The sequence below is a fragment of the Mariniflexile fucanivorans genome (assembly GCF_004341235.1).
GTDB lineage: Bacteria > Bacteroidota > Bacteroidia > Flavobacteriales > Flavobacteriaceae > Mariniflexile > Mariniflexile fucanivorans.
On the sequence record NZ_SLUP01000004.1, the window covers coordinates 129,637 to 150,657 of the forward strand.

Genomic DNA, 21,021 nt, shown 5'->3' on the forward strand with positions numbered 1-21,021 from the left:
CAAGCAGGTCTTAAATTTTATAATAAAAGTAAATTATGCTCTTAAAGGCTGATTTAGAATTAAATCTAAATATTGATTGACTTTATTTTTTAAATCTTTTCTTAATGTGATAAAATCCAAGAATCCATGTTCCATTAAAAACTCAGAGGTTTGAAAACCTTCTGGCAAATCTTTACCGGTAGTGTCTTTAACCACACGTGGTCCTGCAAACCCAATTAAAGCTCCTGGTTCTGCAATATTAATATCACCCAACATAGCGAAAGATGCCGTAGTACCACCGGTTGTAGGGTCGGTACATAAAGAAATGTATGGGATATTAGCATCTGCTAATTGTGCCAATTTAACCGATGTTTTTGCTAATTGCATAAGTGACAATGCAGCTTCCATCATACGGGCACCTCCAGATTTAGAAATAACCATTAGTGGCACGTTGTTTTTTAAGGAATAATCTGCAGCACGTACTATTTTTTCACCTACAACACTCCCCACAGACCCACCAATAAAGGCAAAATCCATACATGCTATAACAATTTCTTTTCCTTTAGATTTACCAACACCAACACGTATAGCATCTTTTAAATCGGTTTTATCTTGAGCCGATTTTAAACGATCTGGGTATTTTTTAGTATCAATAAATTTTAAAGGATCTTTAGATTCTAAATTAGGGTCTAGTTCTTTAAATTTATTATCGTCAAAAAGAATTTCGAAATATTCTTTACTGCCAATTCGAACATGGTAACCATCTTCGGGGCTTACATAAAAGTTTTTTTCAAGTTCTTCGGTATCTACAATTTTTCCAGTAGGCGATTTGTACCAAAGACCCTTAGGGGTGTCTTTTTTTTCCTCTGTTGTAGTTGTTATTCCTTTTGTTTTTCTTTTAAACCAAGACATAGTGATTTATAATTTATAGTTTTACGATTTTAGAACAAAGGCTCTATGTCGTTATTTTTTAGTTTTTTAGGTGCTTTTTTATTCAGCAAAAAGCAAAAAGCTAGATTACAAAATTAAAGCTTTATTTTAATTTTGGTATCACAGGCTTGTTTTTTTTATTAATGACATTACTTTTGTAAGTATTTATAAATGAAAAAATCCTGCTTTAAACAGGATTTTTTCATTTACAAAAACAAACTATGTTTTATAGTGTGTTTACGTTATTTAAATCTTCGAAAGCCTTTTTTAAACGGGCAACAAAAGTAACTTCACCAGCACGTAACCAAACACGTGGGTCGTAGTGTTTTTTGTTTGGAGAATCTGCTCCATCAGGACTTCCTATTTGTGCTTTTAAATATTCAGCTTTACTTCCCATGTAATCACGGATACCTTCCATGAAAGCGTATTGTAAATCGGTATCAATATTCATTTTAATTACACCGTAGCTAATACCTTCACGAATTTCTTCAACCGTAGAACCTGAACCACCATGGAATACAAAATCGATATGATTGTGACCAACTCCATATTTTTTAGTGATATAATCTTGAGAATTTTTTAAGATTTTTGGCGTTAATTTTACGTTTCCTGGTTTGTAAACACCATGAACATTTCCAAAAGCAGCTGCAATAGTAAATTGATCACTTACTTTGCTTAATTCTTCATAAGCATAAGCCACTTCTTCTGGTTGTGTGTATAATTTAGAATCGTCAACATCACTATTATCAACACCATCTTCTTCACCACCAGTGATACCTAGTTCAATTTCTAAAGTCATTCCCATTTTGCTCATACGCGTTAAATAGGTTTTGCAAATTTCGATATTTTCTTCAATTGGTTCTTCAGAAAGGTCAATCATATGCGAACTGAAAAGCGGTTTTCCAGTTTCAGCAAAATGTTTTTCACTAGCGTCAAGCATACCATCAATCCAAGGTAATAGTTTTTTTGCACAGTGGTCTGTATGTAAAATAACAGGAACTCCATAAGCTTCTGCTAGTGTATGTACATGTTTTGCTCCAGCAATAGCTCCAGCAATTGCCGCTTTTTGACCATCATTATTTAAGCCTTTTCCAGCGTTAAATTGAGCACCACCATTTGAAAATTGAATAATTACAGGCGCATTTAATGCTGCAGCTGTTTCTAATACACCATTAATAGTGTCTGAACCAATTACGTTTACAGCAGGTAAAGCAAATCCTTTCTCTTTAGCAAGTTTAAAAATGGCTTGTACTTCTTTTCCTGTAGCAACGCCTGGTTTTATATTATGTCCCATAATTATTTTAAAATTTTTATTTTAGTTTGTGAACTTCAAAAGTAATCAATTTTTAAAACATTTTTAGTGTTTTTATGATTTGAAAATACTAAAAAAGTACTAAAACGTTATAGTTTATAAAGAATAATGAGGCTATTAAAATGGATAGTTAATACCAATATTATAAACGGCATTTGAAAAATTATAATCATTAAACCAACGGTTTTGATCTTGGTAGGAGGGGTCGTAAGTTTTAAATCCAATATCAAAACGGAATACAAAAAAGCTAAAATCGTAGCGTAAACCAAGGCCTGAACCTAAAGCGATATCTTTTAGTGATTTAAAACTTGTAAATGTTGAATTTTCATCGGTAACATCATCAAGTACATTCCAAATATTTCCAGCATCTACAAAAATAGCACCATTTAAGCTTCCAAAAATATTAAATCGTTGTTCAACACTTAGAGCTAACTTTAAGTTGGCTTCATTGAATTCATTAGAAGATTCTGAACTCCCTGGTCCTAAACTGTAGGCGGTCCAAGCACGATTATCGTTAGCGCCTCCAGCAAAAAAACTTTTAGAAAACGGTATATTACTAGAGTTTCCTAAAGGAATGGCAATGCCAAAATAGCTTCTTGTGGCTATAATATTTTTGTTGCCTAAACTCCAGTGTTTAACATAATCTAATTCTGTTTTTACATATTGTGAATAAGCAACATTGAAAAGTTCATAACGGTTATCGGTGTTTTTTTTAAGTCCAAAAGCATCAGATAAACTTGAAAGTAAGTTGCCTGCCAGTTCTAATTTAAATCTGAAAATAGAGAAATCTTCATCAAACAAATTAGTGCGTTCATCATTTGTTAAGCTAAAACTTGATGCTAAAATTAAGTTGTTTTCGGTGAGTCGTGTTTTTCGTTCGTTTATACTATTAACTGTTGATAATTGGGTGGTTGATATTTCGCTAGGAGTGTCATCAGCTAAAACATAAGATAAAAAAGCATCTGTTCCTTCTGGAATTTCTAAATCTGTTTCAGAATTAATATAGCCTACGTCTTGTGCAACTTCATTTAATGAGCTATATGAGTTTTCGTATACATTAAAATAATTTTGAATATTTAAATTCCTAACATATTGAATATTAAACACATTGAGGCTATTGGTTACTTTGGCCGACGGTTGCCAGTTATAATTAAAAATACCGGTAAAAGTTTGTTTGTCTAGCCCTATATTGGTTTGGCTGGTTGTAGCTAAGCTTATTCTGGTACTAGGCGACATGTATTTTGGAATAATTTTTTCAGTATTAAAAGGAAAAAAGAATCGGGGAATGGTGAGTTTTAAATCGGCACCAATTTCATTAATATCAAAAAAGGGATCATTTTCTTTTTTATCTTGCGAAGAACCAATAGCGGTGATGGCCGATATTTCGAAAGTTTCGGCGCCTCTAAAAACATTTCTAATTAATAAACTGGGGTTTAATGAAAATCCAATAGTTTGAATGTTGCTTGTAGAAGCATCGGCACTAAAACCTAAACTAAATTTCTTTAACGGTGTGAGCCTAATGGAATCTGTTAGCGTATTATTTTCGTTTTCTATATAATCAATGTTAGGGTATTTGAAGGTGCGTAATTCATTTAAATGCCTATAGGTTAGCGTGCGGTCGCTGTCTTTAAAAACAGTGTTTGGGTTAATAAAAACGGCATCGGTTAAAGCTTTGGGGCGGTATTTTATTTTGTTATAACCATAAATTTTGTATCCTTTATAGAATATGGAATCTTGAAAGGGTTTGCCTCTGTTTTCAAAGGAATAATCGGTAATAATATTAACATCCTTAATTTTATAGATGTTGAAAGGAACACGTTTTATTGAATCTTGTGTTCTAATAGCTCTATTTTGAATTTGAACTTCAACATTTACTTTTTTATTCGTGCCAATGGTATCCATTTCAAAAGTGACATAATCTTGATTGAAATGATAGATGCCCGAGTTGCGCAACTCGTTAGAAATACGTTCGCGTTCTTGTGAAAAGTTTGAAGACTTATATGGCTCATTATGCTTGACTAATGTGTGATTTTTTGTTCTTTGGTAAATAGAATCAATAAGTGGTGATTTTATTTTTTCGGAAATCGTATCTAAAACAAACGGAACACCAGTTTCAACATTATAAACAACATCAGCACGTTTGTTGTCGGTTTTATTTATGCTGTAATTGGCTTCAACATCAAACCATCCGTTGTTTGTGTAGTAGGCTTCGAGTCTATCAACCGATTTTTTAGCTTTATCCTCATTAACAATTACGGGAGCTTCCCCTGTTTTTCGTAACCAATTATTAAAGCCTACCGAAGATTCTTTTAATTTGTCAAGCTGTTTTTTTGATAATCGTTTTGTAAGTCGTGCTCTTCGGTTCGGAGTTTTATCTAACCAAGCTTCAAACAAGGAGTCTTTATTGTTACGAGCTAAATTATATACGTGTAAACGCAATGGGGTGCCAACAACAGGTATTCTGCTGTTTGGTTCTTGGTATAATAAATTATTAATTAATTCGGTATTGTCTTTTTTACCGTTAATTAAAACGGTATTACTGGTAAGCAAATGTTCATTTTCTGGAACACGTTTTACTGAATCACAAGAAATAAGTTGAGCAGTAATTAAAACTAAAAGTGTTATTTTTGAAAATTGTAGTTTCATCTGTTATTTTCTATTTTTTTAAACGGTCAGATGTCATTCGTAACAGGTAAACTATTAATATATTATAACGTTTTTTATAACTCATTTTAAATTAAAAAAAATATTCAGGTTAAAGGTGTTTGTGTCCTTTTTGGTTTAAAAACAAGACCTTTGTGGCTCAAAAATACATTATTTTACGTGAAAATAATATTTTAATAATGTATGTTTGAAACAATTATGTTTTCACCTCTTTTATAAAATCAATATTAATTACTAAAGTGTCATGCTCTCTAAAAGTCAAATAAAATTAATAACGGGTTTAAAGCAAAAAAAACAAAGACAGCAGCATGGTTTTTTTGTTGTTGAAGGTGTTAAAACAATAAAGGAGTTGCTGCAATCTCATTTAGAACTTTATGCATTATATACGACTGAAACCTTCAATATTGATGCCAAAAATGAAGTTTTAATTTCTGAAGCCGATTTAAAACGAATTAGTTTTTTAACCACGCCCAATACGGCACTGGCAATTTTTAAAATACCAGCTCAAAAACCCATAGAAACTAAAGGACTAATTGTAGCACTGGATGCCGTTAGAGACCCAGGAAATTTAGGGACTATTATAAGACTTTGCGATTGGTTTGGTGTTAAAAATTTAGTGTGCAGCAAGGAAACTGTCGATTGTTTTAATCCAAAAGTTGTTCAAGCCACTATGGGTTCTTTAACACGTGTTAACATCAATTATGTTGATTTGGTTGCCTTTTTAAAAACGATAAGTTTGCCTGTTTTTGGCGCTTTTATGGAAGGTGAAAACGTTTATAAAAGCAAACTTCCAGAACAAGGTATTTTAGTTATGGGAAATGAAGCAAATGGTGTTTCAAAAGAAGTTGAAGCCATTATTACAGAGAAAATATCCATCCCTAGATTTGGCGATATACAAGCAACCGAAAGTTTAAATGTAGCAACCGCTACCGCTATTTTATTGAGCGAATTTAGACGGTGATAGTTTTCAGTCACAGTCGCAGTTTTCAGTTAATTGCGTTAAGTTTTTGAGTGTTTAGGTTTTTGATGGGAAATTTTGGTACACAGATAACTCTTTTTTTTGATTACTGATTTCGGTAATTAGTACAAACCGTAAACTGATTTCTGAATTCTCTGAAAACTGCGACTGAAAACTGAAACTATTGAAACGTGAAATTCACAAAAACGCCTCTACTTTTCATGGAGGCAACGTTACTTGTCCAAGGGCTGTCTGGGTTTTCATCTCTAACCAATTCATCATTAATTCCAAATAATCCACGGATAGAAGGTGTGAATTTAAAGTTGTGCAAGTAAAAATCAATGCCAAAACCTAACTCATAAAACAGGTTGTTTTTGGTCGTTCTAAATTGCCCATTTGCATTATCATTTGGGTTTGCTTCATTACTCGATAAGTTCAAAGCTGTTGAAACACCACCTACAATAAAAGGTTTAAAGTTGTTAATACGTTTGGTTGAAACTTTTAAAAGTAAAGGCACATGTATATAAGTGGATTTTACCTCGCGCGTTAAATCAGATTCTTTAACACTAAGCCCTTCAAAATATGTTTGACTATAATATAATTCTCTGGTGGTAATTAATAAACCTGGTTCTAATCGTAAGTCTAAAAATTGGTTAATACGCAAATTTCCTATTAAACCAACACTAAAACCTGGGCTTCGTTTTACATAAATATCACGTAAATCTTCATTATAATCGAAATTAAAATCATAATTGTTGATCCCTAAAAAGTAGCCCCAGCGTAATAAGTTGTTATCAGTAGAACCTCTACCTGAGTTTGCATCATAAGTTACTTTTTCTTTTCTAAATAACTGAGCATTAGAACTTTCAATAATAAGTAAACATGTAATTAATGCAAAAATATACTTCATGTGTTTCTCTTTATTTTTAAACGTGCGTATTAATAGCTCGTTTTATGGTTTTATTTTGACGATTTATAAATAGTTGCAACTCCAAAGGTTTGCGGAAAATCTTCAACATTTATAAACCCAATTTTACGTAAAATATTGTTTAATACTTCTCCATATGGAAAAACAGATGCCGATTCAGATAAATATTTATATGCGCTTCTATCTTTAGAGAATATTTTTCCTATAAGTGGCAAAATGTTTTTACTATAAAATTTATAGCCTTGTTTGTAAGGTGTTTTAGTCGGAATTGAAGTTTCTAAAATTACAAATGTACCATTTGGTTTTAGTACACGGTAAATTTCTTTTAAACCATTTTCAAGCGTTTCAAAGTTACGAACACCAAAAGCTACGGTAATAGCATCAAAACTATTATCTTCAAATGGCATGTTTTCACTATCACCTAAAATCATGTCTATTTTAGATTCCAGAGCCTTCCTTTTAATTTTTTCTTTGCCAATTTCAAGCATACCATTACTAATGTCTAATCCAATAATTTTGGTAGCATTGGTTTCAGCTAAATTAATGGCTAAATCACCTGTTCCAGTAGCAATATCCAAGATAGTGTCAGGATTCGTTTCCTTAACCAATTTTACTACTTTTTTTCGCCATTTAACATCAATTCCAAAGGAAATAACACGGTTTAGCCCGTCATAATCTCCAGAAATGGTATCAAACATTTTAGCTACTTGTTCTTTTTTTCCTAAATCGCTGTTTTTGTATGGCTTAATTTTTGTCAATGCGCTGTTTTTTTGGCAAACCTACATAATTTATTTCTACTTTAAAACAGCAATCAAAATCTAAATATATTTAGGAATTGAATATTTTTTGTTTTCCCACATAATTAATTATTACAATTTATAGACTTTATTGGTCACATAAAGCTATTTTAATGTACAAATTGTAAATTATAGTATATTGCACTACCTTTAAGGGGGTTTAAAAAATAATGTTATTACATGAAAATAATTATAGCTGGAGCTGGTGAGGTAGGATTTCACTTGGCTAAGTTGTTATCTTACGAGTCTCAAGAAATTACTTTAATAGACCCGAACAAAGTAAGTTTAGCTTACGCCGATACCCATTTAGATATTAGAGTTATTAGAGGTGATGCTACATCCATAGCTATTTTGAAAGAAGCTCGTGTTAATGCCTGCGATTTATTTATAGCCGTAACATCTAGCGAAACTACCAATATTACTGTATGTGTGTTGGCAAAACAATTGGGAGCTAAAAGAACTATTGCCAGAATTTCGAATACTGAATTTATACACCATAAAGAAGAAGTAGGTTTTACAAAATTTGGTATTGATGAGTTGATTTCTCCTGAAGCTTTGGCGGCATCTGAGATTGAATTATCATTGAAACAATCTTCATTCAACGAAAATTACGAATTTGAAAATGGTGCGCTTACCATGGCGGGCTTAACACTGTCCAGATCGGCATCTTTTGTTGGCAAAACAGTAAAAGAAGCTGCTGAAATTTTTCCGGAATTACACTTTGTTCCTATTGCTATTCAGCGTTTTGGTACACAATTTACTATTATTCCACGTGGAGACACTAAGTTTGAACGTGGTGATAATGTGGTGTTTATCACATCGGAAGGTGGTGCAGATGAACTGTGTAGACTTACCGGAAAAACGAATAAAGCCTTAAAAAACGTCATGATTTTAGGGGGAAGCCAAATAGGGTTTAAAACGGCACGAGACTTAAGCGAAAAAGGCTTTAACGTGAAACTTTTAGAAGGTAATAGAGATAACGCTTTTGAACTAGCCGAAGTACTAACAAAAGTATTGGTAATTAATAGCGACGGACGTAATGTAGATTTGTTAGATGAAGAAAACATTAGCGATATGGATGCTTTTATTGCTGTAGGAGCGAATTCTGAAACCAATATTATGTCATGCTTGGTGGCAAAATCTAAAGGTGTTAAAAAAACCATTGCCTTAGTTGAAAATATGGATTATTTTGAACTTTCTTACTCCATAGGTATTGATACTTTGGTGAATAAAAAATTATTGGCCGCCAATAATATTTTTAGATACATACGAAGAGGCGAAGTGGTTGCCATGACAAAGCTTAACAATTTAAATGCAGAGTTGTTAGAGTTTGAAGTAAAAGGTACATCGGCCGTTTGTAACAAAACTATAAAATCAATAGACTTTCCGCGATCTGCCATAGTTGGAGGCGTTATTAGAGATGGTATAGGGTTAATTGCTCTTGGTAATTTTAAAATTCAAGAAGGCGATAGAGTTGTAGTGTGTTGCTTGCTTCAATCCATAAAGCGGGTTGAAAAATTATTCCTTTAAAATATTAAAAATTTGAAACTCAACTATAAAATTATTTTTCATTTTTTAGGATTACTGTTAGTGTTTAACGGTGGTTTTATGCTGTTAGCATCACTTGTAAGTTATGTTTATAACGATGGTGTTTCTTTGCAAATATTTTTTTCAGGTTTGTTTACCATCATCATAGGTATGGTAGTCATGTTGTTTACCAGGAAGCATAAAAAAGAAATGAACAAGCGCGAAGGTTATATTGTAGTAACTTTTGGGTGGATTATTATGTCGTTATCGGGCACCTTGCCTTATGTGCTAACTCAAAGCATTCCTAATTTTACAAATGCTTTTTTTGAAACCATGTCTGGGTACACCACCACGGGGGCATCTATTTTAAATAATATAGAAATAATGCCCGAAGGCATCTTGTTTTGGCGCAGTACTACACATTGGATTGGCGGTATGGGTATCATAGTGCTTGCTATTGCTATTTTGCCCTTATTGGGCATAGGAGGAATGCAACTTTTTGCAGCCGAAGCACCGGGACCTAGTGGCGATAAATTACACCCTCGAATTACCGATACAGCCAAACGCTTATGGCTTATCTATTTTGGTTACACCGCAGCCGAAACACTCCTGCTAAAATTGGCAGGTATGTCTTTTTTCGATGCCATCAATCACTCCATGGCAACCTTATCTACCGGTGGGTTTTCAACAAAAAATGCTAGTGTCGCTTATTGGAACAACCAACCCATAATACAATACATTATTATATTCTTTATGTTTTTGGCAGGTTCCAATTTTGTGTTAAGTTATTTTGCGTTTAAAGGTAAGGTTCAAAAAATAATTAATGATGAGGAATTCAAACTCTACTTTAAGTTTGTTGCCATTTTTACTATTATTGTAGCACTTGTTATTTATTTTCAAGCGGATATTTCTAAATCATCTATAGACCATCCCATGGTTTGGGGCGAAGGAGAAAGTTCCTTTAGGCATGCCTTATTTCAAGTGTTAACTGTTATAACTACTACAGGTTTTGTGAGTGCCGATTATACCCTATGGACACCCTTTTTAACGGTTTTCTTTTTCGGAATTATGTTTCTTGGTGGCTCCGCAGGCAGTACAGCTGGAGGTGTAAAAGTAGTACGCCATTTAATACTAATAAAAAATGGTTTTTTAGAGTTCAAGCGCACGCTACATCCCAACGCCATTGTACCCGTAAGGTATAACAAAAAAGCCATCAACAGGTTTATTGTATTTAATGTATTGGCATTTTTTATGCTTTACATGTTGTCGTTTATTGTGGGCGCTTTGGTATTTTCCATGTTCAATATAGACTTTGAATCTTCCATAGGTTTATCAGCTTCCAGTTTGGGCAATATTGGACCCGCACTGGGTGGTTTTGGACCCGTAAATAACTATGCGGCCTTACCCCCTTTGGCGCAATGGTGGTCGTCCTTTTTAATGCTTATTGGGCGTTTGGAATTGTTTACGGTACTCATTTTATTCACCCCATTCTTTTGGCGTAATAGATAATTTTTAATGTCTATCTATATAGGCAAAAGTCTCATCATTTTAATCTTAAATGTTATTTGGGGGTTCCCTTTATCCTGAAACAAATTCAGGATAAAGGTCGCACTATTCACTACTAGTTTTGGCTCGCTGCGCGTACTCGCCAAAAGCTAACCGTTTCTATCGCTAACCCACTAGCAGCCATAGCCAGTTATTTTTTTAGATAAGCCGGATTATTAATATAAGTCATTGCCAAAAATTGATGAAATACACAAATTAATCACATCAATTAATAGAAAAAGACCAATTAAAACGTCTTAAAAACGCCTCTGATATTTCAAGTTGCAAATTAAAAAATCTACTTGTGTATTCAATTTGGTTTTTATTTGCTAAATTAGGTTTTAAGCAACTAAACAATATGCACACATTTTTATTCTTTATTGCAAAATAATAATCAACCAGATTTTAATAGAAATTAGCTATAATTTATAGACTAGCTAAAAAATAAATACCCAAACAGCAGATGATAAAAGGACTTTATGAAACTCATTTATATGTAGAAAATTTGGAGCGTTCAATAGATTTCTATTCGAATAAACTGGAACTGCAAAAGTGTAACTACGAGAGTGAAAGACGTGCTGCATTCTTTTGGATTGGAAAGCCCAAGCAATTTATGTTAGGGCTTTGGGAAAAACCAAAAAAAGATATTGATATTAGGCATTTTGCTTTTGAATGTGAACCATAATGGATTATAAATGAGTCTGTTAAATATTTAAAAAAACGGAATATAGCATGTCGCAATTTTTTAAATGACGGCATTGAAAGACCCATGGTTTTTACTTGGATGCCTGCCATATCTATATATTTTGATGACCCAGATGGACATTCACTCGAATTTATTGGTATTTTAGAAGGTGAATCAAAACCTGAAAACGGAATTCTTTCTTATGAAGAATGGAAAGAATTAGAAACGGATTGAAAAACAAAAAATATAAACAAATGACAAAAATATTTTTCTACATTTTAATAATTGCATTAGCTTTTAATTGTAAAAACCAACCTACTGTTTATAATGATGTAATTCCACAACATACCAGTTTAACAATAAATTCGAAATTTGTAAATGAAAAGCGAGTTATAAATATATGGACGCCTCCAAATTACAACACATCCAGCGATAGTTTACCCGTTCTTTATATGCCCGATGGCGGTATAAATGAAGACTTTCCGCATATTTCAAATACGCTGGACACTCTTATTAAACAACATAAAATACCTAATATTATATTAGTTGGTATTGAAAATACCGAACGCAGGAGAGACTTAACTGGCCCAACAAAAATAGAATACGATTTAAAATACATCCCCAACCCCGGGGGAGCTGATAATTTTAGGAAATTTATAAAGGAAGAACTATTTCCTGTTATAGATAAGAAATACAGAACAACAAGTGAAAAATCAATTATTGGAGAATCGGCTGCTGGCTTATTTGTTGTTGAAACCTTCATTTTAGATCCAAATTTGTTTGATAATTATATAGCCATGGATCCATCTTTATGGTTTAACGAGCAATACCTAGTGAAAAATTTTGAGACCTTAACTAAAGAAAACAATTATAAAAATAAGAGGTTTTGGTTTGCGGGTTCGGGTGTTGCTGATATATCTTCATTCACACAAGAACTGGAAAAGAAATTAAAAAACATTAAAGGTGATTTGATTTGGAAATATAGTGATGAACCCAATGAAAAGCATAATACAATATTTAGAGCTACAAAAGAAAAAGCTTTAATTTGGACTTTTAATAATGAAAATAAGAAATAAGTTAATTTTTGAAACAAAATTTTTATCCAAAAATGTTCCTGTTTTTCCAACTAAACATAAACTTCATTAAATATTTCAAACTTCAATTGTAACATTTACTCAAAACAAGCTACCAATATATAAAGCAGCTTTTTTTTAGATTGATGGTGAATAACGTAGGTGTAATGCCTTTTCCTATTTATTAAATCAATAGTGTTTCATTTTAAAACTTAGAAATTATGGGTGGCGAAGGTGCTATGATGGCCGCAAACAATTCGTTAAAAAACAACAGAAGCCTGCTGGCAAAACGTAAAGAAACCAAAGCTTTGGGAGGGAGTTATTCAACTATTGAATTAAAGAAATTTCCAAAAGCCACGGCAGAGCAACTTGAAGAAATAAAAAAACGAATCCAAATTAAAAATAAACAAAACAGAGTGCGACAACTTATTGCGACTCTAGTTATCTCAATTCTGGTAATATCATTCCTGTTATATATTTTTTAATACCCTAGAGGCTGTCTAAAAAGTATAATTTTGTGTCATATGGAGCTTGTCGAAATATTTTAGCTTATTAGTAGTCAATATTGGTTTCGACAAGCTCAACCTGACAGAGCAACTTCTAAAATACGTTTTAGATAGCCTCTTTTTTATAGCCTAAAAAAAGTCTTTATTAAAATTCTATAACAAACGATAAGAATTATGTAATAGCAAACACTTGCTGCCATTATACCTTTGTACGACAGAGTGAAGAACTCTAATGATAAAGCTATGAACAAGAGCATAAAATTAATTTTTCTAATAGTTGGTGTGGTATTATTGGGTTATGGTATTTATACCATGATAATTCCAGAAACACAAATAAGTATTGGTGATTTAGACCTTGTTGAAGCACAAAACAATACCGATGCGTACATAACCATTGGCTTAGGGCTTTTAGCGCTTCTTATTAGCTTTTTAGGTAGTAGGAAATCTTAAAATAAAATTATATATGAAAACTGATATTGGAATAAAAGAAAAAAACTTAACATCAAACGTCAAACATTTAACAGCTGTACTGTCAAATGCCATGATATTATATGTAAAAACAAGAAAGTTTCATTGGAATGTTGCAGGACCAAGTTTTATGGAATTACACAAACTATTTGAAGACCAATACAACGATTTAGAACATGATATTGATGAAATTGCCGAACGTATTAGCAAATTAGGCGAAAAACCTATTGGTACCATGAAAGAATTTATAAAACATGGTAGCTTAAAAGAAAGTGAAACCAACCCATCTCAAAAGGTGATGATCGAAGAATTATTAAGCGATCATGAAACGGTGGTAAAAGAATTAAGAGAGATAATAAATACCGTTGAAGAAGATACCGATGATATGGGAACTGCCGATTTTTTAACAGCACTTTTACAATCGCACGAGTCTAAAGCTTGGGTACTTAGAAAATATACGAAATAGTATTATTAACGAAAAAGTTATAAAAGATGAACACAACAAAAATAAAAGGAAATTGGAACGAATTAAAAGGGAAATTAAAACAAAAATACGCTACCTTAACAGATGATGATTTGCTTTTCGCAGAAGGAAAACAAGACGAGTTAGTTGGTAGATTACAAGAAAAACTTGGTAAAAGTGAAGAAGAAATACACAAAATTATTTCTGATTTATAAAAGTAATATTACTGTCTAGAATTGTTGCAAGTTATGGTTGTTTGGTTGGTTAGTTAAATCGTGCTTTGTAATCTCTAGACAGTTTTTTAATTTTACTAAAATAATAAATACTAAATGAATACAAAAAACCACGTAAGTCACAGCGCTTTAAGTTTAATATCGCTAATTGCTGTGGTTTTTATTTTATATATACTCAAGCCATTTATAGTACCTATAATTTTCGCCATTATATTAAGCGTTATGATATTTCCTATACAAAGGTTTCTTGAGCGAAAATGGCGTTGTAATAGGTTGTTTGCTACACTTACCTCATTATTTACCTTATTTATTTTAACTTCATTGCTTTTTTATGTAATAAGTACACGTTTAATGTATTTTATGGATAATAGCGAGATCTATTCACAAAAACTGGGCGAATTATTTCATAAATCGGTAAACAGTATAGAGCAGACATTAAACATACGAAGCAATCGGCTTTTTACACAAAGTGAATTTAAAGCAGAAAACATTATTAAAGATAATCTAGATAATATAGGTCTTTTTTTAACCGAATCGAGTAGTCTTATTAGCGATTTGGTTTTAATACCCATTTACATATTCTTCTTTCTGTATTATAGAGCGTTTTTTAGAACGTTTGTTTATAAGGCATTTAAGTCAAAACCTAAGTCGTTTATAAATAATATTCTAAAAAAAATCTATGCCATTCAACAAAATTACTTATTGGGCTTAATTAAAGTTATTATTATTGTTGGTTGTTTAAATAGTTTAGGCTTAGTACTTTTAGGTATTGGCAATCCGTTTTTCTTTGGGTTTTTAGCGGCCATATTACTTTTAATTCCTTACATAGGCGTCATTATTGGTTCGTTATTACCAGCCATCATTGCTTTGGCGACTAAAGATTCTGCGTGGTATGCCTTTGGGGTTATTGCAGTTTTTGGCTTCATTCAATTTTTAGAAGGCAATTTTATAACACCAAAAATAACGGGTTCTAAAGTAAGCGTCAATGCTTTTGTTGTTATTACATCCCTGGTATTGTTTTCCATGCTTTGGGGCATTACAGGCATGATTTTAGCCTTACCTATTACCGCAACATTAAAAATTTTATTTGATAACACTCCAGGATACGAGGCCTACGGCTTCCTTATTGGCGAACCTGTAGACAAACATCTTCAAAACAAAGCACAGGTACGTTTAAAAAAATGGAAACGTATAAGGAAGGCGAAATAATATAGCTTAAAATTATTTGAGGTTAAAACAAAATGCTTTCTTAACTTTACAATAATTAAAAATATATGATTTCTTCATTAATAATGCTTATATTTTATAGAATTTAATGAAGATAAGCCGATACCACATAACCTTTCAAATAAAATAAGTATCACCATATGAAATTATTTATAAAGTTCGATTTCAATACCATTTGCAAAAAAGTTTTAGAAACAAAGCTTGAAGAACTCGATATAAAATATAAAATTCTCGCTTTTGGAGAAGTTGAGTTATTGGAACGTGTGCCTTCGGAAACATACGAAACTTTAAATAATGCACTAAATGAGTATGGTATTGAAATAGTTGAAAACCAAAAGAGCATCTTGGTTCAAAAAATAAAAGATGCCATTATTGAGATGGTTTTTAATGAAGAAGCAACCGTAAACGTAAAAAGTTCGGTGTACCTCTCGGAAAAATTAGAACATAGTTATGGCTACCTTTCCAATTTATTTTCAGAAGTAACTTATACATCTATAGAAAATTTCATTATTATTCAAAAAATAGAATATACTAAACAATTGTTGTTAACTACAGATTTGAGTTTAACCGAAATAGCCTTTAAACTTAATTATTCGAGTGTAGCACATTTAAGCACCCAATTTAAAAATGCTACCGGTATTACACCTTCCGCCTTTCAGCGTATTATTTCAAAAAGACGAAGCATTGCTCAACAAAAAAACTAACCAGTTACCAAATTTATTATGCCAAACGATTACATAAATATTATTCTTGCTGATGATGATGAAGACGACAGATTATTTTTTACCGATGCTTTCGATGAGTTAAAAATGAACACCAAAGTAAGCACCTTTAATGATGGTGTCGAACTTATGGCGTATTTAAACAGCGACGATGCTATTTTACCAAATGTTCTTTTTTTAGATTTAAACATGCCCTTAAAAAATGGTATTGAGTGTTTAAACGAAATTAAGGCAAATAATAAAATGTCTGATATTGCGATCGCTATTTATTCCACATCGGCATCTGAAGAAGATATTGAGGAAACCTTTGTGTTAGGCGCCAATATTTACATAAAAAAACCAAGTAGTTTTAAACAACTTAAAAAAGTCTTATCTGAAGTGGTTTCTATGAATTGGCAATACCACACCAACGGTTTAAATAAAGATAATTTTTTAATGAGGCTGTAATGATTAGGAAAGTATTTGCAAAATCAGCTTTTTTTTTAAGAATCATATTCGTTGTTGGTTTGTTTTTGATTCTAATTATTGGCGGATTTACATATAGACATATTTACAACTTAACAGATTCCACAAAGCAAGTAGTTAGCACCTACAAAGTAAATGTAGAATTAGAAAAAGTAATTTCATATTTAAAGGATGCAGAAAACGGCCATAGAAATTACATTTTAACCAAAGACACAACCTATTTAGAACCTTATTTAAGTGCCCGCGAAAAAGTTAACGAATCTTTTGCCGAATTAAAGGAAATAGCAAATCACGGTGAAAATCAAGAAGAAAATTTAAAAGTATTAAGCAAATATATAGATGCACTTTTTACCAATTTTTCTGAAACAAGCACTTTTATAAGTGGTGATGAAACCCTATCTGAAGCTTTTAAAACCAATTTTTTTGAAGAAAAAATTATTATGGATTCGATAAGGCAAAAGGTAAACGAGATGATTGATTTTGAAAACTCACTGCTTAAAAAACACCAAGAACAATACCAAAGTAACCTGAAATTTACACCCTTATTTTTATATTTAGTACTATTAATTACCCTAGTATTAATAATTATTTCCTACTATAAAATTAACGTTGACTTTAAAAATATTAGATTGATAAACAGCCAATTATTAATATTTAAAGAAGCGGCTGTTCAATTAGAAATAATTGGTAAACATGGTAATTGGGTTTGGCATATTGATAAAGAGAAATATACATTTTCAGATAATTTATATCGCGTTTTAGGCGAAAAACCAGGGTCTTTTGTGCCAACATTCGAAAATTTTATAAGTTTTGTTCATCCTGAAGACAAAGAAAAATTTGCCAAAGATGTAGAGGATATGATGAAGAACGAAGATTTGCCTTTTATCTATTACAGAATTGTTCAAAAAGATGGCACCATAAAACATATAAAAGGTTACGGAAAACTTTTAATAAATAATGAAGGTGAAAAACGAATTGTTGGTAATATTACTGATATATCAGATGAAATTGAGCGCTTTTTAGAAATTGAAGAACGTAACCTGGAATTGGAAAAAAACAATGCTGAACTTTCAGAATTCAATTATGTTGCCAGTCACGATTTGCAAGAACCTTTAAGAAAAATCCAAACATTTATATCTAGACTAGAAGAAAAAGAAGCTAAAAACCTTTCTAGTTTTGGTAGTCAATATTTAGAACGCATAAAAGTTTCTGCTACCAGGATGCGTTTGTTAATAGATGATTTACTTCAATTTTCAAGAACTAACAAACCCGATAAAGAATTTGTTTTAACCAACTTGAACGAGTTGCTCGAAAACGCAAAGCAAGATGTAACCGAAACCATTTTAGAGAAAAAAGCTATTATTACTAACGATGTATTGCCAACCGTATTGGTAATACCTTTTCAAGTACACCAATTATTTTTGAATTTATTAAGCAATTCACTAAAATACAGCAAAACAGCCGAAGCTCCCGTCATTAAAATAGAGTATTCTTTAATCAACTCAAAAGATGATCATAATTTGATAAATGTATCTAAAAGCAATTACCATAAAATAACATTTTCAGATAATGGCATTGGGTTTGAACAGCAATATGCCGAACAAATATTCGAATTGTTTAATAGACTTCATAACAAACAAGAATATTCGGGAACCGGTGTAGGTCTCTCAATCTGTAAAAAAATTATTGATAACCATAATGGTGTTATTACAGCTCAGGGAGAACCTCAAGTGGGTTCTATTTTCAAAATATACTTACCAGAATAGTTAGTTTGTAAAACACAACATCAGCTTTAAAAAGCCTTAAAGGAAAAATACTTTAAGGCTTTTTTTATACCGTAAACCGTTCGTATTGAAATTCTATAACAAACACTAAAAATGCTGTAACACAAAACCTTGTTAGGGGTTGCATCTTTGTAATGTAGAAAAGAAAAATGTAGAAAGGCAAAAGTGATGATTATTAAAAACATAGAAAAGTATTTAACACTTTCATTAATTATTACAATGTATGTCAGTATTACTTCTTGTGATTTTGATAATGAGGAAAATGAAAGCAGCCCATACAATAATGAAGCTGTAAATGAAAGAGTGAAGGTTAACATTGAAGAGGCAAAAACAATATCAGACATAGCCATTTTGAATGAAACTCTATTGGCTTTAGATGTTGTTTTACAAGAAAAAGAAGAATTGTATGATATTAAAAATATTTCAAATCAGTTTAAACAAGATTACTTAGCAATTAAAAAAAGCTTGAATGATTTGGCTGAAAAAAAGTTGATTTTGTTGCCAACGGAAATGAATGAAAATGAAATCGAAATGCTTCTTAAAATGAATGAAGCTAGTTTTTCTGAAGCTTATTTAAATAAAATTGAAGCATTGCTAGAAAGTGAAATTACACAGTTGGAATATTTATCTACCATAACTAACGATATAGATTTTAAAGTGTTAACAATAAAAGCATTAGTGAAGTTAAATTACAATTTAAGTAAAATACATAAAACTTTAAAAACAGATTATTAACCATTAAATATTAAATATCATGAGAAGTTTATTATACCTAATAGCGGTCATACTGGTAATTGGTTGGGCTTTAGGGTTCTTCGTTTACAGTGCCGGAGGATTGATCCATATTTTATTAGTAATAGCCGTAATAGCCATTTTATTAAGATTAATAGGAGGTAGAGGCGTATAATACTAGCCAAAATTTAAAAATAACAACAATCCATCATTTAATTGGTGGTAAATTATAAACCAAAAAAATAAAATTATGAAATCAAATGTGTTAGGCGTATTAGCCGGAATTGCAACAGGAGCATTATTAGGTGTATTATTTGCACCAGATAAAGGATCTAAAACAAGAAAAAAAATTAAAAACAAAACTGTTGAAGCAAAAGAAAACTTGAAAGAAGAGTTTGATAATTTTTTAGATACAGTATCAAAAAAATACGAATCGGCAGTTAAGAGTGGGGAAGAAATTCTTGAAAAAGGAAAAAAGGAAGTAAAAAAAGCAGCAAACTCTAAATCTTAGAACATGCAAACCAGAACAAACATGGCAAAAAGCGTCGATTTACTTTATGAAAAGGCCAAAAACTATACAGAAACAAGTGCAAAATTACTGGCGTTAAAGGCGGTTGATAAAACAGCCGATGTCCTTTCGTCTACAATCTCAATAGTACTTCTTTTTTTACTGTTTGTCATGTTTACGCTGTTCGTAAATATAGGTTTAGGCTTTTATATAGGTAGCTTATTGGGAGCTTATTATTTAGGGTTTTTTATTGTATCTGGTATTTATTTTGTCTTGGGAATAGTGCTGTATGCATTTAGAAATCAAATTGTTAAAATGCCAGCCACTAATTTAATCATTACAAAATTATTGAAATCCAAAAATTCAGATTTTAATATTTCAGATATACTTAAAGATAACAGTCATGAAGAACTCTAAAAACCAAGCAGAATTATTAGACGATGCCATGATGCTTCTTGAAAAGAAGAGAAGAATGCAACATGAAGCCTTAAGAACTCAATTCTATGAAACCTCCGAAACTTTCAGACCCATAAACATATTCAACCAAACAGTAAAAGATTTTAGAGAATCACCCGAAGGAAAAACCAATCTTTTTGAAACCATCTTAAGTATTTCAGGAGGCTATTTTTCAAAAAAATTACTTATTGGGAAATCAAATTCTTGGGTAAAAAATCTTTTGGGTTATGCATTACAATATACCGTAACCAATTTTATTTCAAAAAAGGTTCATACAGATACAGAAGAATAATAACAAAGTGAAGATTAAATAATTAAAACTAAAAAAATGAAAAGATTAAAAATAACATTAGGAATACTTGCTGCATCTACAATGCTTGTGGCATGTAACGATAGCCAAAAAGATATGGCAGAGAAAAAAGTAGATAATTATGAATTTTATATAGATTCTGTTAGTCGTGAAGCAGCCAATGATGCCGCTGAGAACTGGGAAGCTATTGAAAAACATTATCAAGAAATGAAAACAGATGTAGACAATTCCATTATGTCTGTTAAAGAGAATTCAGAATTACAAAAAGAAGTTGATGAAGCGACCTTAAAATATGAGAAGTTTAAAGCTGAAGTAGTAGCAGAACATGAAAGAATGGAAGCTGAAAATTCAAAAATGATGATTCGTAAATCGCTTTTAGGAAACGAATATACAGGTGGCGATATGCAGTTCGCATGGATTAACAAAGATAATATTTTAGGTGTTTACCAAAATTTTGTTGATACCGTTGAAAAAAACAAAGACTCCTATTCTCGTGAAGATTGGGATGAAATTAAATTAATTTATGAAGCGATTGACACTAGAAAAAATACCGTTGAAAAAGAAGGTTTAAGTAGTGCCGACAATATGAAAATTGCTGCTTTAAAATTAAAGTTTGCACCTATGTATACCGTTAACAGAATGGGTGCCAAATCGGATGAAAATGCCGATGCTAAAAAATAACTAGTAGTATAGTTTAAAATAAGAAAAGAAAAAGAAAAATTTTAATAACGGGTACTTAATGGTTAGAG

The 21,021-nt window shown here is 31.6% G+C and carries 25 protein-coding genes; 20 read left to right on the forward strand and 5 right to left on the reverse strand.

Annotated features, from left to right (window positions below):
• Window positions 1–33: 33 nt before the first annotated feature.
• From accD to tamL, 3 genes are all read right to left on the reverse strand, one after another.
• Entirely contained in the window at window positions 34–891 is an 858-nt protein-coding gene (gene accD, locus EV196_RS09755; RefSeq protein WP_132217570.1) for an acetyl-CoA carboxylase, carboxyltransferase subunit beta, read from the reverse strand.
• A 244-nt stretch (window positions 892–1,135) separates the two neighbouring features.
• Window positions 1,136–2,203: a class II fructose-bisphosphate aldolase gene (fbaA, locus tag EV196_RS09760; protein ID WP_132217571.1), complete on the reverse strand. Its 1,068-nt coding sequence runs from the start codon at window positions 2,201–2,203 to the stop codon at window positions 1,136–1,138.
• Window positions 2,204–2,338: 135 nt separating this feature from the next.
• Window positions 2,339–4,867, reverse strand: a complete 2,529-nt coding sequence (gene tamL / locus EV196_RS09765) for a translocation and assembly module lipoprotein TamL (protein ID WP_132217572.1) — start codon at window positions 4,865–4,867, stop codon at window positions 2,339–2,341.
• Between the two features lie 262 nt (window positions 4,868–5,129).
• Here tamL and EV196_RS09770 point away from each other — a divergent pair, with 262 nt between their 5' ends.
• Window positions 5,130–5,846, forward strand: coding sequence for a TrmH family RNA methyltransferase (locus tag EV196_RS09770; protein WP_132217573.1), 717 nt, complete (start codon window positions 5,130–5,132; stop codon window positions 5,844–5,846).
• A gap of 178 nt (window positions 5,847–6,024) precedes the next feature.
• Here EV196_RS09770 and porT read toward each other — a convergent pair whose 3' ends face one another.
• Window positions 6,025–6,753, reverse strand: a complete 729-nt coding sequence (porT, locus tag EV196_RS09775; protein ID WP_132217574.1) for a type IX secretion/gliding motility protein PorT/SprT — start codon at window positions 6,751–6,753, stop codon at window positions 6,025–6,027.
• A 50-nt stretch (window positions 6,754–6,803) separates the two neighbouring features.
• Entirely contained in the window at window positions 6,804–7,529 is a 726-nt protein-coding gene (ubiE, locus tag EV196_RS09780; RefSeq protein WP_132217575.1) for a bifunctional demethylmenaquinone methyltransferase/2-methoxy-6-polyprenyl-1,4-benzoquinol methylase UbiE, read from the reverse strand.
• A 219-nt stretch (window positions 7,530–7,748) separates the two neighbouring features.
• Here ubiE and trkA point away from each other — a divergent pair, with 219 nt between their 5' ends.
• The 19 genes from trkA (at window position 7,749) to EV196_RS09870 (ending at window position 20,953) form a co-directional block, all read left to right on the forward strand.
• Window positions 7,749–9,098, forward strand: a complete 1,350-nt coding sequence (gene trkA / locus EV196_RS09785; protein ID WP_132217576.1) for a Trk system potassium transporter TrkA — start codon at window positions 7,749–7,751, stop codon at window positions 9,096–9,098.
• 12 nt (window positions 9,099–9,110) lie between these two features.
• Complete coding sequence (locus EV196_RS09790; protein WP_165876135.1) at window positions 9,111–10,604, forward strand: TrkH family potassium uptake protein; 1,494 nt, start codon at window positions 9,111–9,113, stop codon at window positions 10,602–10,604.
• A gap of 499 nt (window positions 10,605–11,103) precedes the next feature.
• On the forward strand, window positions 11,104–11,325 hold the full coding sequence (locus tag EV196_RS20135; RefSeq protein ID WP_243652220.1) for a VOC family protein: 222 nt from the start codon (window positions 11,104–11,106) through the stop codon (window positions 11,323–11,325).
• 84 nt (window positions 11,326–11,409) lie between these two features.
• Window positions 11,410–11,559 (forward strand): hypothetical protein, encoded by a 150-nt coding sequence (locus tag EV196_RS20140; RefSeq protein WP_243652221.1) that lies wholly within the window; start codon window positions 11,410–11,412, stop codon window positions 11,557–11,559.
• Window positions 11,560–11,579: 20 nt separating this feature from the next.
• A complete protein-coding gene (locus EV196_RS09800; RefSeq protein ID WP_132217577.1) occupies window positions 11,580–12,401 on the forward strand; it encodes an alpha/beta hydrolase in 822 nt (273 codons plus the stop codon).
• A gap of 218 nt (window positions 12,402–12,619) precedes the next feature.
• Window positions 12,620–12,883 carry a hypothetical protein gene (locus tag EV196_RS09805; protein WP_132217578.1) on the forward strand — a complete coding sequence of 88 codons (264 nt, stop codon included), beginning with the start codon at window positions 12,620–12,622 and terminating at the stop codon, window positions 12,881–12,883.
• Window positions 12,884–13,147: 264 nt separating this feature from the next.
• The gene (locus tag EV196_RS09810) at window positions 13,148–13,354 is read left to right on the forward strand and encodes a hypothetical protein (protein ID WP_132217579.1); all 207 of its coding nucleotides are present in this window, start codon (window positions 13,148–13,150) and stop codon (window positions 13,352–13,354) included.
• A 13-nt stretch (window positions 13,355–13,367) separates the two neighbouring features.
• Window positions 13,368–13,838: a Dps family protein gene (locus EV196_RS09815; protein ID WP_132217580.1), complete on the forward strand. Its 471-nt coding sequence runs from the start codon at window positions 13,368–13,370 to the stop codon at window positions 13,836–13,838.
• Between the two features lie 26 nt (window positions 13,839–13,864).
• Window positions 13,865–14,050, forward strand: coding sequence for a CsbD family protein (locus tag EV196_RS09820; RefSeq protein WP_132217581.1), 186 nt, complete (start codon window positions 13,865–13,867; stop codon window positions 14,048–14,050).
• Window positions 14,051–14,164: 114 nt separating this feature from the next.
• Complete coding sequence (locus EV196_RS09825; protein WP_132217582.1) at window positions 14,165–15,277, forward strand: AI-2E family transporter; 1,113 nt, start codon at window positions 14,165–14,167, stop codon at window positions 15,275–15,277.
• Window positions 15,278–15,435: 158 nt separating this feature from the next.
• Window positions 15,436–15,999, forward strand: a complete 564-nt coding sequence (locus EV196_RS09830; RefSeq protein ID WP_132217583.1) for a helix-turn-helix domain-containing protein — start codon at window positions 15,436–15,438, stop codon at window positions 15,997–15,999.
• 18 nt (window positions 16,000–16,017) lie between these two features.
• Window positions 16,018–16,464 carry a response regulator gene (locus tag EV196_RS09835; protein WP_132217584.1) on the forward strand — a complete coding sequence of 149 codons (447 nt, stop codon included), beginning with the start codon at window positions 16,018–16,020 and terminating at the stop codon, window positions 16,462–16,464.
• Window positions 16,464–18,248: a CHASE3 domain-containing protein gene (locus tag EV196_RS09840; protein WP_132217585.1), complete on the forward strand. Its 1,785-nt coding sequence runs from the start codon at window positions 16,464–16,466 to the stop codon at window positions 18,246–18,248. Before EV196_RS09835 ends, EV196_RS09840 begins: the two co-directional genes overlap by 1 nt.
• Before the next feature lie 186 nt (window positions 18,249–18,434).
• Complete coding sequence (locus EV196_RS09845) at window positions 18,435–19,001, forward strand: hypothetical protein (protein WP_132217586.1); 567 nt, start codon at window positions 18,435–18,437, stop codon at window positions 18,999–19,001.
• A gap of 19 nt (window positions 19,002–19,020) precedes the next feature.
• On the forward strand, window positions 19,021–19,173 hold the full coding sequence (locus EV196_RS09850) for a lmo0937 family membrane protein (RefSeq protein WP_132217587.1): 153 nt from the start codon (window positions 19,021–19,023) through the stop codon (window positions 19,171–19,173).
• Window positions 19,174–19,248: 75 nt separating this feature from the next.
• Window positions 19,249–19,509 (forward strand): YtxH domain-containing protein, encoded by a 261-nt coding sequence (locus tag EV196_RS09855; protein WP_132217588.1) that lies wholly within the window; start codon window positions 19,249–19,251, stop codon window positions 19,507–19,509.
• A 3-nt stretch (window positions 19,510–19,512) separates the two neighbouring features.
• Window positions 19,513–19,923 carry a hypothetical protein gene (locus EV196_RS09860; protein WP_132217589.1) on the forward strand — a complete coding sequence of 137 codons (411 nt, stop codon included), beginning with the start codon at window positions 19,513–19,515 and terminating at the stop codon, window positions 19,921–19,923.
• Window positions 19,910–20,254: a hypothetical protein gene (locus EV196_RS09865; RefSeq protein WP_132217590.1), complete on the forward strand. Its 345-nt coding sequence runs from the start codon at window positions 19,910–19,912 to the stop codon at window positions 20,252–20,254. Before EV196_RS09860 ends, EV196_RS09865 begins: the two co-directional genes overlap by 14 nt.
• A gap of 36 nt (window positions 20,255–20,290) precedes the next feature.
• Window positions 20,291–20,953, forward strand: coding sequence for a DUF6565 domain-containing protein (locus EV196_RS09870; RefSeq protein WP_132217591.1), 663 nt, complete (start codon window positions 20,291–20,293; stop codon window positions 20,951–20,953).
• Window positions 20,954–21,021 lie beyond the last annotated feature (68 nt).